The sequence below is a fragment of the Paenibacillus sp. ALE2 genome, from assembly GCF_054113385.1.
In genome coordinates this window covers 3,368,420-3,381,235 of the sequence record NZ_CM134213.1, presented here as the reverse complement: position 1 = coordinate 3,381,235, position 12,816 = coordinate 3,368,420, and the positions used below count along the sequence as shown (strand labels likewise).

Sequence of the window (12,816 nt, the reverse complement as noted above, 5' to 3'; positions counted from 1 at the left end):
AAGCTTCTATATATATATCTTCATTTACAATTCTATCAGCTCTTTTACTAATTACTGCATAATCATCGTCTATTGTATCAAGCTAACAAAACCAAGAATCTCCCATTTTTTCTTTCCATTGATTCCTACCTCTTGCGTCAATGTACATTCCATATCCATTTGTTCCATTGAAACTACAACAGAGGTTTGTATGATAAATTTGTGGGTACTCTTCATTAAATTCTGAACGTGGAAACTCATAAAATGTTCCTTTGGATTCATAAGCCATATTCGGTGAAACATCTATCTTTAATACCCTTTCATCCGCAGATATTTCTAAAACATTTTGCTTTCTCCTTTTATCAAGTATTTCCTATAACGTTCTTGTATTTATGAACCCGTTAGGGGGTGTCTGCTGAAATTCCTCTCCGACACCCTTCTCACAGACCCAGGCTCCAAAGGAGCCGCTGCTTGAATATTATGTTATGTGATGCCACATCTTCTTCGAACTTTCTACCTACAATTATTTATGGATTTGAACTTTGATTTTAGATATTTGTTTATCTATTAAATTATAGATTTTTTCGATTTCATCTTCTTTGATCTTATTTTTTACCAATTCATTTTTAATTTCTTGTTGAAGTTCAATTAACGCTTTAAGTTTCAATGTTATATACCAGCCTGTCCATTCCGTAACTAGGCTATCGTCAAAGCATTCGCCATCGGTATAAAAGAACATTCTATAATAACCTATTCTCTTTTTTTTGTAGTAAATGTCTAACGTAGATATAACCTGCTGGGAATAGTGACTGTCTACAATCTGATAATCGGAATGAAAAATAGTTTTATACTCAATTGTATCTATTGAAGGCTTAATATTTTCTAGATTCAATTCATCAAAAAACAAACTAATTTCTTCTGGACATTCTTTCATGTAGTTATTGAATGTTACCCAAAAACCTTCTAAGGTTCTATCCATAATTTTATGTGTATCAATCCAGCTCTCTAGCGCTAAATTATCCAATTGAATCATCCATCCTTTAAAATCTTATGTGATTTCACATAACGTTCCTGTATTCATGAACCCGAGAACCTTAAGCCCCAACGGGGCGGCCGCGACGCGGTTAGGTTCGCAGGTTTTGTCCGCCTAGATCCACTCCATTGAAAATTCCTCGGGAGGATCAAGGAGCCGTCAGGTTCCGCAGCGTGAATAAGATGTTATGTGATGTCGACAACTTCCTCAAATTAGCTAAATGCCTAGTACTGAAATATAATTTTGGGATTTCAATCGCTCTTTAATCCATGTTTGAAATTCGTTAATTAATTTCCTCAGTTTTTCAATGTTATTTTCATAGTCTTTTATAAATTCATCTTCACTACATCCAAAGAAAAAGCCAATATGCTCTTTAAGTGTATTCATTTCGGGTTGTCCTTCAAGAAGATTTATTACTCTTTCTAATCTCCCTAGGATTCTCCACCAAATTTCCTTTTGAATCTCATTAAAAGCATAGTGATCATAAGTAGTATATTCACTTTCAATTGATTTCTCTATAAAACCAAATACTTCTTCGGTCAAAAAGATTGAAGTATCATTCCAACATTGACCAAGATATCTACCCGGCAAAATTTCAATATAACAAGTGCCTTCAAGTTCTTCTTTATTTCTTATTATCTTCATTGTGCTTACCTCTTAAATAATATCGTCGATTTCACATAACGTTCCTGTATTCACGACCCAGCACATGCTGGGTGTCCGGCGAATGCCGGACCTAGGACGAAAGTCCGCAGCGTGAATATTATGTTAGGCGATGGTATTCGTTCTTGAATTATTGTTTAGTTTCTAAAGCCATTAAGTTAATATCATTCAACCGAATATAAGGCTTATCATTTTTATTAAAGTATAATGTTGCTATAAAAATACAATAAACGCCTTTATTCCAGAGTATCTTTTTCAATTTGGAACTATTAGAGATGCTCTCGCTTAATAAAACAGAAAATTCATATCCTTTTCCATCCCATGCGCCACAGTTTAAAAATTGTTTATTCGATGAGATTGAATTAACTTCGCCCCAAAATATTCTTTTTTCTCCTTTGAGTGAATGATCTGCACTTTTAAAATCTATAATTAAATCAAAAGGATCTTTGTAGTTTTACCTTCAAAAATTATTGGGATATCAATATCATCTAAAAGATTATGAATCGCATACTTTAATAGTTTTTTCAATGTAATTTTACAGGACTTATGTTAAGCGTTGCTTCTGTCTTCCTGAGTTGACTTCATTTTGATCCTTTACTGACATAAATCTAATTTCTTGGTTCTAATTCTTGGCATACCAATTTAAAATCTCTTTATGCGTTCTTTCAATCTTTCTGTTAAATCGTTCTTTGTGCTCTTCTTTAATATCGTTGGGATCATATCCATACCATATCTCACAATTGATCAAAAGATCCCGAATCCCATCCATCGACTCCTGAAAAAGCAACATTAATATTTCCGTAGTTAAACGATCATGTTCGTCATCAGGAGCACCACCTTCAACTAAATTCACAGGATCAAATCTGTTAACGATTTCTCTTAGTTCTAAAAATGTCTTTGAATCTTTTGAGATCTTTATTTCACGATTCTCTTTAGAATTATTTCCGAAATCCATATATTCCCTCCGTGATAAATCTTTAAGTCCACTTTAACGTTTAACAGGCTTAAAACCTGTAAAGTGTTTGCTTTGTAGATTACACCTCTTGTTCGAATCCGCTTCGTCGATCTTGGTAATTCCTCGACTTTGAATCGTTCTTAAATGCGCTCTTCTAGAAGTTGCGCTTAACGTTCCTGTATTCATGAACCCGTAGGGTTGTCTGCTGAAATGCCTCCCTGAAACCCATCCAGCAGACCAAGGCTCCATCTGGAGCCGCTGCTTGAATATTATGTTATACGATGGAATCACTTCTTCGATTAACCAGCATCCATTCTTGATTCTAATCTTTCATTGTTCTGCTATATGTTCCAATAAATCTCCTGGCTGACAACCTAAAGCCGCACATAATTTATCAATCACTTCTAACGACACATATTCGTTCGTATTGAGTTTCGCCATTGTAGCAGACGAAATACCTGTCATTTTCAATAAATCCTGCTTCTTAATCTCCCTGTCGATCAATAATTTTTGAAAAGGTTTATAACTAATCATCTGATATTCCTTTCACACATCAAGTGAATTTTTCTTTAATTATATGAAAGTATATTTTCTTTATCAAAAACATCTTCAACATGTATTGACTTAATTATTTAATATGATAAAATTATATTTAATAAGTTGAAGTTTTATTCATAAAATCAAATACATTGGATGGTGTTCAAAATGCATAATTCTTTAGAACTCTTACTCTTACTTGATTCACTGATTCATACTCGAATTGAATCTTTATATGGCGAGCTTATCAAAAACAACTCCAGCTACAACCAAATCTCATCCGAACGGAATCTTTACTTCAAGCAGTTACATGAAGGAGTACCGGAGAATATACAGAAGACCCTATTCCTTTACGATGATGCTGAGCTTTCTGTTCAAGCTATTTTAGAACGTGAAATTTATTTGCAAGGTTTTAAGGACGCTCTTCACCTGCATAACGAATTACATATATCTTTAGATTGAGAGCCTTCTGGCTCTTTTTCATTTTGATTCTGTCGTATAACGTTCCTGTATTTACGACCCAGCGTATGCTGGGTGTACGGCTTCTGCCGGACCAAGGGCGTATGCCCGTAGCGTGAATATATTGTTATCGGATGTTCTATTTTTCCAGCGAAAACCCTCTCAGAATTTCATTGTCTAATTTTTCTTCTAAGAGTTTATTAAGAGGTTTGTCTCTAGGTTCTATACATATTTCATCTATAATTATTTTAATAATATCTTTAAATTGTTCTTGTATAGTTGTAAATGGTATATACTTACTAGTGGTTTCATTGATCTGTATTTCTTCCCCATCTCTTGTGATTAAGATCGCCTCAAATTTATACTTATTCCAAATATTAATATATACTCCAAACCGATATTCAAGTGGTTCCTTCATCCAATCCTCTTTGAGCTTAATTATATCTAGTCGCTTATCATGAGGATTTTTCTTAACCTCAACAACTAAAAAATTAAATTTATTTGTTCTTCTTTTATGAAAAATAATATCGGGTCTTTTATTTTCATAATTTCGTTTTGTTACATCAACTTCTTTATTCAACCAAAAAATATACTTACTAAGTTCGTTACACAAATGATACGTTAAGTTCCATTCTGTCATGCCTGTTTGACTTGTATAATCAAAGAAGTCATGCTCATTCTCAAAAAAGTTTTGGATAGACGAATAGATTATATTTTTCACTAGGTTTTCCATGAATTTCACTCCTTTATGGAATTTCCGATAACGTTCCTGTATTCATGGCGTCCGACGAAGTCGGATGTGTCTGCTGAAATACCTTCCCGAAATGCATCCAGCAGACCAAGGCTCTGTGAGGAGCCGCTGCTTGAATATTATGTTAAGTGAAGTTACGGGTTTGATCTCTTGGCTTCAACTTTGTGTTTCAAATTTCTTGAAAATTCTTGTGCAGAATTTTGGACATTTCCTGTGTACTCTATCTCAGTTGCCAATTCAAAAATATAATCCTCTAAAATTTCTTTTAATTCATCTCCACTGCAAGTAACTTCTTCTCCTAGAAAGTATGTAATGACAGCTTCTTGCTGAGTGTCAAAAGTTAATTGCCATATCTCTTTACATTTCTCTTCTGCTCTATCCATCAATATACGTAAAGCATTTTCAGCATGATTCACTGAGTCAATTGCTTCATCTAATTCATCATCATTGATATGCCCTTCTTGTGTTATCTCCATCCAACTAGCTGGATAAAAACACTCAAGACTTTCATCTAAGTTTGAATTCAAATCCGAAAGCCTGCCCCAATATTCGCAAAAATCAATATACTCGGCGGTGACCATTTCAATTGCCTCTATCCAATCTTCCTTCTTATTAAAATCAAAAGGATAACTTCGATGCTTCATTCCAAGTATATGATTCAGTTGCTTTATTTTTTCTTGTTGGTCTTTTGAAATAAACATGATTATTTACCTCCATAAATAAGAGTTTAGTAATTTCACTTAACGTTCTTGTATTCACGAACCCTCACTGGCTTAAGGAGCGAACGCGCCGGGTCCGACGGACTTAGCCAGTGCAGGGTTGTCCGGCTGCTTCCACTCCCCCAAAATGTCTCTGCCGGACCGAGGGCCGAATGGCCCGATGCGTGAATATTTTGTTATCTGGTGCCAATGCCTTCTTGATTAACTTTCAAATGTTGCTTTGACTCGTTTTGAGTTTTTAAAATACAAAATCCATATTGATCCAAAAATAATTGTAGAGATTAAACTTGGGAGTTCATCTATTTTGTTAATTGTGAGAATGAAGTTTAAAAATCCAAATATTATAGTGATTATTTCAATTTGAATTATTATATTTGGTCCTTTCCTTTTCTTCTTCAATATAAGCACTAGAGAAACAATAATTAAGACTTCAGAAAATAAATAGATTCCGACAGAAATAGTTCTAGCAAGATTCCAACCAATTGTTCCAACTAACATATAAATATAAAATTCGAAATAAAGACCTATTAAATTACTTATAAGTAGATAAAAAGAATAGATCACAAAGAAAAGCAGCCAGCCTTTAATTCCACTCATACTATTCTGAGATAATTGCATTATTGGCTCCTTAATCTTTGTCTTTTATTTGCATTGAGCATTGGTTTCAGATAACGTCTTATTTACGAACTTCCGAAAGAATACTCTCTTCGTCATATTCACGAACTTCGTGAATCCTGCACTTTTCTCCTTATTCCCGCACTTTCTGCGTTTCAATCCTCCAGCCCGCTCATCCGATCCAACGGACTTTAAATCTGCCAATGTCCCGCCTGCTCACATGTGTATACCGCTCCGTCGTTCGCACACTCTGATGCCCTAGCAGTTCCTGAATATAGCGAAGATCAATCCCATTCTCCAGCAAGTGGGTCGCAAAGGAATGCCTTAGCGAATGGATACTCACCTGTTTGCAAATGCTCGCTTCAGCCAGCGCTTTTTCAAACACTTTCTGCGCTGAACGTTCCGTCAGGTGGCGGCCTTCCCTCTGCCCTGGAAACAGCCAGACTGCTGGCTGCTCCACCCCTATATACTGCTCAACCACCGCAAAAGCCGCTTCGGATAGCAGCGTTTGCCGATCCTTCCTGCCCTTTCCCTGACGAACTTTCAGTACTTTCCGTTCACGGTCGCAGTCTTCAAGACGCAACCTCACCACTTCGCTTACCCGCAGCCCGGATGTATACGTTAGGCACAGAATAGCCTTATGCTTTGGATTTTTCACTGCTTTCAACAGACGCATAACCTCATTCAGGGACAGCACATCTGGCAGTTTACTCTCCTTCTTCGGACGAACATAGGCGGCAATTTGGGCTGCTTTAGCACATGGCGAAAGTAAAATTTCAGCGCGCTGATCGCTTGGTTAACATAAGCGTTCGAAAGGCCTTTTTCGAGCAGCGCCAACGCATATTTTTGCACCGTCGCATCATTTATGCTTGCTTCGGTCCCTTGCAATCTTGCAAAAAAGCGTTCCGTTTGCGATATGTATGCTTTAATCGTCTTGCTGCTGTAGCCCCTTGCCACCAATGCATCGCGCATTTCTTGCCGCTGATCCGGGTTCCATTCACCTCGTTCCGAAGAAGAGGGAACCGCATTAGCCTGCGTGTCCCGCCGATCCAGCTATTCCCGGATGAACGGCAGCTCTTTATTCAAGCGCTCGTCGCACTCGAACTTGCAGCTCCGATACGCTTCCAACATGCTTTCTACAGCCAAGATACTGCAAGGAATGGTCCATATTTTTTCGTCTGGAGCCCATTTCCTGCCTGGTATGGATCGAATCCCATCTCGCTCCTTGACTCCGTATCGCTCCAACCGTACGCCGATCGTTTTTTCATCCCGATAAAGTAGGTTTATCTTCATCTCACTTGCCTCCTTAGTATATCAGCCGTTCAAAAAATTGGAAATCTAATTTTACACAAAAAAAGGGACTTAAGATGGATATTCATCTTAAGTCCCTGATTCTTTCAGAGTGAATTATTGATCCATTAAGTCCAATTTATATTATCATAAAGTGTCTTGTCTTTACTTGTCCAGTTCCTCCGTCACATCATCCCATAGCATCGCCGCCACCTACCATGTTACTCCACTTTAAACTGTTTTAATTCGTCTTGCAGCTTAGTGGACAATTGGTTTAATTGTTTGGAGAGTTCAGCAACCTGTTCGAAGCTCTCCAATTGTTCCTGCGTGCTGGCGCTGACCTCTTCGGTTGAAGCGGAATTCTCTTCTGTGGTGGAAGAGATGATCTCCAACGCCTGTAAAATCTCATCTTTGTGCTTGTGGACTTTGGAGGTGTTGGTGCTGATCTGGATCATTCGTAGTTTCAAATCTTCCAAATCCTTGTTAATGCTAAAGAACACTTGCTTCGTGTCCTCTACCGATCTGGCATTTTCTTCTGCAATTTTCAGACCGTGAACGGTATGCTCAACCGATACACTGGTTTTTTCTTCGATGACACGTACCTTCTTGTAGATTTCCTGTGTCGCCAGCGCCGTCTGCTCAGCCAGCTTGCGAACCTCTCCGGCAACCACAGCAAACCCTTTGCCCTGTTCTCCCGCACGTGCAGCTTCTATGGAAGCATTAAGCGCCAGCAGGTTGGTCTGTGTTGCAATTTGGTTGACCGTACCCACAATGCTCGAAATCTCATGACGGCTCAGATCGATATCCTGAATGATTGCCGACATCGCTTGGGTGGAATTATGATTTTCTTCCGCCCATTTGGATAGCTGGTCTACTACCGCAAGCCCTTGTCCGCTTTGTTCGACCGAGGTTTGCACCATAGATTCGATGGCTTTTGTATCATTGGCAATTTCGTCAATTTGTCCGGATAATGCTCCAGTTTTCTGCAAAATGTTATCTGTTTCAATGGACTGGTAGTTCGTCGCATTGGCAATTTCATTGATTGCTGTCGCCGTATCGTTCATCGTGATTGCAGTTCTGGAAGAAATGGATTGCAAATCATGAGAAGACTGATTCAAGACTTGGGCTGATCCACCCACCAATTGGAGCATACCTTGAATTTTTTGAACCATATTGTAAACTCCTTGATGAATTTGCCCGATTTCGTTGTTGGAATGCGTATCAAACTGAACGGTCATATCTCCATTCTCAATCATCTTGATTTTGGCGAGCAATTTCGGGATTGCTCTTAACTGATAGCGGAGCGTTATATAACAAATCACAACGAGCAGGATGGTGGCTGCCGAAAAACCGCCGATAATAATTTGGGTAAACACTTTTAATTCTGCGAGCGCCTCTTGTTGAGAAATGGTTAAGCCTACAGACCACCCTGTATCTTTACTGGTTCCATACCCGATATAACGAGGTTCCCCATTATCATAAATCAACTGTACTCCGGACTCACCGGCAATCATTTTCTTGCCAATCTCGCCAAGATCTCCTGTGTTTTCGTTAATCTTTTCTTTCAGCACTTTATTTTGATCAGGGTGATACAAAATATCACCTGTTTTGGATGCAAGAATCGAATAGCCTGTGCTTCCAAGCGAATAGCTTTGCATAATGGCAGGGATGTCTTTTAAGGCAATATCAACAACTGCAAATCCGATTAATTGGTTACTTTTATCCTTGATTGGATAGAAAATGCCCATGATCATATTACCCGAATTGACGTCCTTATATGGTTCTGAGTAGTATAAACCGTCTGCTTCAACAGCTGGCTTGAAGTATGGGCGTGTATGAATATCGAAGTCCGGCTTGGAAGTAATACCATCATTCTGTAAATAGAAACCTTTGCCAGCTATTCCCGCAATCCAAGCATCGGCAAAAGATGGCTCTGCCTTTACAATCGCTGCTAGGGTCGCTTCGGTTTCTGCAGCATATGGAGAAGTTTTCACCATCTCAGCCGATTCAGTAGTCTCTATATATTTCTTAAAGAGATTATTGGTTGACATTTGTTGGACAAGCGAGCCCTTTTCCTTAAATAACGCATCAAATTGACTGACTGTGGCCTGCGTCTTGGTCTGGAGCATGGCCTCTTGCTGCTTGACAAGCATGCTTTGCGTGCTTGAATACATGAACGTCCCCAAGGTTGCAAAAACGAGAACGATAATGACTAACAAGACCATGGCCAATGTGTTGGCCATGCTCAATGATTTGGATAGGCGATTCTTAATACTTTGTAACATGGTTTCATCTCCCAAAGAATAGTGAGCGAAAAGCTCTTAAATAATATGTCGGAAGTTTACAGTTGTATTAATATACTTTCCATTGAATTTTAATGAATTTTTAATAAACGCAATTTAAAGTTTCGTATCTTAGTCTTAAGCTATTGCTCCAAAGAAAAGCTTGGCTTAACAACTTTAGTTGCCAGTTGCCCCCTCATAGACTCCCTCAAAATTTGTTCTACAACCTAACAAAAGCAGCACAAAGAGCCTCCGTCAGACGCAGGCTCTTTACTAAAAGCTATGTATGAGAACGCAGGGTTTTGCGGACTTAGAGCGTTTCAGCGATCCGTAAGCTCAACCCTCATCCTCCGTCGTTAACCCAACTGCATCGTTGTGATACATGTATCGTCTTTCTCATATGTAGAGAATTCCGTTTGGGCCGTTTTACCTTCATGATTCACGCTAATGCGGTAGGTTTTGTCCCTTGGCAGCCATAGATCAATAAAACCATTGGGTTGTGATTTCATGGCAGCATTCTCCATGATGATATTCCCTTCGGAGTCGTGAACGGTCACATTGAACGCCCCATTTTTTATTTCGCCTTGGCAACCGGTTAGACTATGAGTTGCACAAGGGTGGGTCTCTTCTACATATGGCGCAATCGAAACAAAAAACTCGTTGTCAGGCAAATCATAAGTTATGGGTTGTGTATGGTCTCCATTAACAATTAACTGACGGGAATTAATGGAAGCGGACTGGGCTGTTGCCTTGCGTGCGCTGAAATCATGCACCAATTGCTTGATATCTGTTGTCCCGAGCTTGTCCGCTCCTTCTTTCTGCATATTTCCTGCAACCAGGTATGTCCCCAATGCCGCAACAACCAACCCTGAAGCGACCAAGATTCCTTTTTTCATCTGGAGTTCATCTCCTTGTCCGTTTTAAAACATTATAAGGGAGAACGCCCCGTAACGGACAAAATACGGTACTGAAGTCACCAGATATTCACATCTTTACTGTGATTGTTCAGAGGTATCTGCGTTACATTAGATGATCACCAAGGAGAAGAAAAGGAGCATGAGCAGCTCTCTGCTGGCTCAACGTACAAACACCCCACCACTCCTATGGAGCCATGGGATATAATCCTTTTTACCGATCCCGGTTCACGATATAATTCATTAAATGCTTCAAAAAAGAGATATTGCGTGGCACCTCTTTTAATGCTTCCATGGCAAGGCAGTAGTGCTCCCACATCTCTTTACTGGCACCTTCGTAGCCAAGTATGGACACAAAATTTGAATTATTGTTATCTGAATCCTGACCCACAGGTTTTCCAAGTAAGAGCGTATCTCCTTCCACATCAAGCAAATCATCCTTGATCTGAAAAGCGATCCCCATATGATAGGCGAATTTCTGCAAAGCGGCAATCTCCGATTCCTCGGCCTGTGCGAGCATGGCTGGCATAACGAGACAAGTCTCGAACGCCACTCCTGTTTTGTAAAAGCACATCATATTCAGCTGCTCCAAGGTCAAAGCCTTTCCTTTGGAATCCAGATCCATCGCCTGACCCATGCACAAATCCTCTGCCTTGCGGGCCGAGTATTGGATCAAGGCAAGCACAGTCTCAGCATTGAACTGACTCAGTGATGCTTGCTCCCCGATGGCCTTCTGGATCAGATATAGTCCGGTTAATTCCGCAGTAGCGCTATTGTGCACCTGATGTAATGTCTGACGCCCTCTACGGGTAGAGGCGTTATCCTGGGAAGGCAAATCATCAAAAATCAGGGATGCTGTATGCATATATTCCAATGATCTCAGAAGCGGCACGATGGCCGATGCGTCTAAGCCGTATTCATTCACGCCCATAACCCAGGTCAATATAGGTCGTATCCTTTTCCCATCCCCCTCAAGACTGTAATTGGCAGCATCAATAAGCTGTTCTTTCATGGCCTCGATCCCAGAAGGCTTGGTAATTTTCAATTGGTTGTTAATCTGGTCACGGACGGTTTTGAATGTATTCATAAAGTCTTCTTTTTCCTTCGAATCGTTTTTCAGTTGAACAATCATCTGGTCACGAAGCAGCTTATCCAAGAAATCTACATCCTCTGCTTTGCCTACCATCTTCTGAATGAGACGATTAAATTCAGGATTTCCAGATGCAAAAATCTCCATTATTTCATTGTACTTTTCTGCACCTACCCGTTCTTTATAACGTTTGAGTCCATTTATTGCACGGTCCAGTATTACCTCGCGAGCCATAGCATCCGAGTCATACACGTTATGGATCAAATTAGAAATGACCGCCCAGTATAGCTCGAAGGGATTGATCAAATCCGATCTCTGCTGATGATATTTTAAATAATAGGTATAGGGTGTTACTGCACCATCCCTCATATCGTCAGCCATATCCGCAAAATCATCAGCAAGCTGGTTATAGATACCATAATAGAATGTTCGTTGCTCAAACCCTTCATCCTCAGGAGCACTAATGACGGAACGGACAATCAAGCGGGAAGAAGCAGATTTTAAAATCACGGGTATATAAAGCTCTTCATTGGTGTAATGAGTTCGCGTTAGATCCTTATCCCGGTCGATATCTTGAGAATGAAAGAAAACGTAGGACTGCTCGAAAAAGGTTTGCTGTGTGTCTGACCGCTGATGTGCCTTAATATACTCAAAAGCATCCGAGAGCTCCGAATGGATATAGCGAATAAACTTCATATGCTCGCCAGTCCAGTCGCCCAGCTCCGGCACAGATCCGGTAAGAAGCGCGGTACGTATCATGTGGGAGTATTGCTCTTTCTCTTGAACGGTCAACAGCTGAGAATCGAGAAGATCATCAATAAAAGGATAAGTCAATCCATAGGAATACCCAAGCCTAATCGCTTCATCCAGTCTGCGCGAACGCTCAACAGGTGGCACGGCTTCGTCCATTTCTTCCATCACATGCAGAATAACCCCAATGATGATTTTAATCAGTTTGCGCTGGGCGTGCTCTGCATCCATTTCCTCGGGAATATGAGAAGATACAGAGTTAAGCTTGTTGATTAGCCAGATTACAGTGGCTTCGATCCCTTCCTTTTGAGACCACCGATACACCCCGGCTATATTCATAAACTCCGGTTGATTTCTTCTATTAGCACGGGTGGGTTGAAGCAAATATCTTTTCACGTCAGCAATAACGCGCTGAATCCGGGTCTGTGTGTTCGCAGAATCTAGAGCCTTGCCTAGATCCCTCATGTAAATATAAGAGACACTTCGCTTCAGATAATCATCCAATTTGCCTGTGTAACTCAGCCATTGAATGTATCTGTCATAATCCCGAGTATCCGGCTTTCTCTTATTCCGCGAAATGAAGGATAACCATGAAGAAGGACGGATATGATTCCTTTTCCATATATGGATATCTTCTGTAAGAGAAGTCACATAAGTCTTATCCTTGACCTGATTATAGAGTGATGCAAAATACTGGAGCGCCTTCTGCTCAGCCAGCTGGTATCCTGTATCGGCTCGAAATTTTTCATTCATATGATGCATTACCTCAACTTCTCATT

At 39.9% G+C, this 12,816-nt stretch carries 14 protein-coding genes; 1 reads left to right on the top strand and 13 read right to left on the bottom strand.

Annotated features, from left to right (window positions below):
• Nucleotides 1–502: 502 nt before the first annotated feature.
• From ACXHJ1_RS14755 to ACXHJ1_RS14740, 4 genes are all read right to left on the bottom strand, one after another.
• The gene (locus tag ACXHJ1_RS14755; protein ID WP_243208189.1) at nt 503–1,012 is read right to left on the bottom strand and encodes a hypothetical protein; all 510 of its coding nucleotides are present in this window, start codon (nt 1,010–1,012) and stop codon (nt 503–505) included.
• A 216-nt stretch (nt 1,013–1,228) separates the two neighbouring features.
• Nucleotides 1,229–1,657 (bottom strand): hypothetical protein, encoded by a 429-nt coding sequence (locus tag ACXHJ1_RS14750; RefSeq protein WP_107733220.1) that lies wholly within the window; start codon nt 1,655–1,657, stop codon nt 1,229–1,231.
• A 640-nt stretch (nt 1,658–2,297) separates the two neighbouring features.
• On the bottom strand, nt 2,298–2,630 hold the full coding sequence (locus tag ACXHJ1_RS14745) for a hypothetical protein (RefSeq protein ID WP_107733219.1): 333 nt from the start codon (nt 2,628–2,630) through the stop codon (nt 2,298–2,300).
• A 330-nt stretch (nt 2,631–2,960) separates the two neighbouring features.
• Complete coding sequence (locus ACXHJ1_RS14740; RefSeq protein WP_010345194.1) at nt 2,961–3,164, bottom strand: helix-turn-helix domain-containing protein; 204 nt, start codon at nt 3,162–3,164, stop codon at nt 2,961–2,963.
• Between the two features lie 171 nt (nt 3,165–3,335).
• Between ACXHJ1_RS14740 and ACXHJ1_RS14735 the strand changes: the two genes are divergently transcribed.
• Complete coding sequence (locus tag ACXHJ1_RS14735; RefSeq protein WP_457904853.1) at nt 3,336–3,629, top strand: hypothetical protein; 294 nt, start codon at nt 3,336–3,338, stop codon at nt 3,627–3,629.
• A gap of 136 nt (nt 3,630–3,765) precedes the next feature.
• Here the strand turns inward: ACXHJ1_RS14735 and ACXHJ1_RS14730 are convergent, their stop codons facing one another.
• From ACXHJ1_RS14730 to ACXHJ1_RS14690, 9 genes are all read right to left on the bottom strand, one after another.
• The gene (locus tag ACXHJ1_RS14730) at nt 3,766–4,359 is read right to left on the bottom strand and encodes a hypothetical protein (protein ID WP_107733217.1); all 594 of its coding nucleotides are present in this window, start codon (nt 4,357–4,359) and stop codon (nt 3,766–3,768) included.
• A gap of 152 nt (nt 4,360–4,511) precedes the next feature.
• Nucleotides 4,512–5,078 (bottom strand): hypothetical protein, encoded by a 567-nt coding sequence (locus tag ACXHJ1_RS14725; protein WP_107733216.1) that lies wholly within the window; start codon nt 5,076–5,078, stop codon nt 4,512–4,514.
• Nucleotides 5,079–5,297: 219 nt separating this feature from the next.
• Nucleotides 5,298–5,714, bottom strand: a complete 417-nt coding sequence (locus tag ACXHJ1_RS14720; protein WP_058829979.1) for a DUF2569 family protein — start codon at nt 5,712–5,714, stop codon at nt 5,298–5,300.
• Between the two features lie 169 nt (nt 5,715–5,883).
• Complete coding sequence (locus tag ACXHJ1_RS14715) at nt 5,884–6,408, bottom strand: tyrosine-type recombinase/integrase (RefSeq protein ID WP_258196258.1); 525 nt, start codon at nt 6,406–6,408, stop codon at nt 5,884–5,886.
• Entirely contained in the window at nt 6,396–6,683 is a 288-nt protein-coding gene (locus ACXHJ1_RS14710) for a phage integrase N-terminal SAM-like domain-containing protein (RefSeq protein WP_107733215.1), read from the bottom strand. The genes ACXHJ1_RS14715 and ACXHJ1_RS14710 overlap by 13 nt, the downstream gene beginning before the upstream one ends.
• An 81-nt stretch (nt 6,684–6,764) precedes the next feature.
• The gene (locus ACXHJ1_RS14705; RefSeq protein WP_107733214.1) at nt 6,765–7,004 is read right to left on the bottom strand and encodes a hypothetical protein; all 240 of its coding nucleotides are present in this window, start codon (nt 7,002–7,004) and stop codon (nt 6,765–6,767) included.
• 218 nt (nt 7,005–7,222) lie between these two features.
• Nucleotides 7,223–9,286: a methyl-accepting chemotaxis protein gene (locus tag ACXHJ1_RS14700; protein WP_457904852.1), complete on the bottom strand. Its 2,064-nt coding sequence runs from the start codon at nt 9,284–9,286 to the stop codon at nt 7,223–7,225.
• Nucleotides 9,287–9,639: 353 nt separating this feature from the next.
• Nucleotides 9,640–10,179, bottom strand: coding sequence for a CueP family metal-binding protein (locus tag ACXHJ1_RS14695; protein ID WP_457904851.1), 540 nt, complete (start codon nt 10,177–10,179; stop codon nt 9,640–9,642).
• A 232-nt stretch (nt 10,180–10,411) separates the two neighbouring features.
• The gene (locus tag ACXHJ1_RS14690) at nt 10,412–12,799 is read right to left on the bottom strand and encodes a polyprenyl synthetase family protein (protein ID WP_457904850.1); all 2,388 of its coding nucleotides are present in this window, start codon (nt 12,797–12,799) and stop codon (nt 10,412–10,414) included.
• Nucleotides 12,800–12,816: the final 17 nt, after the last annotated feature.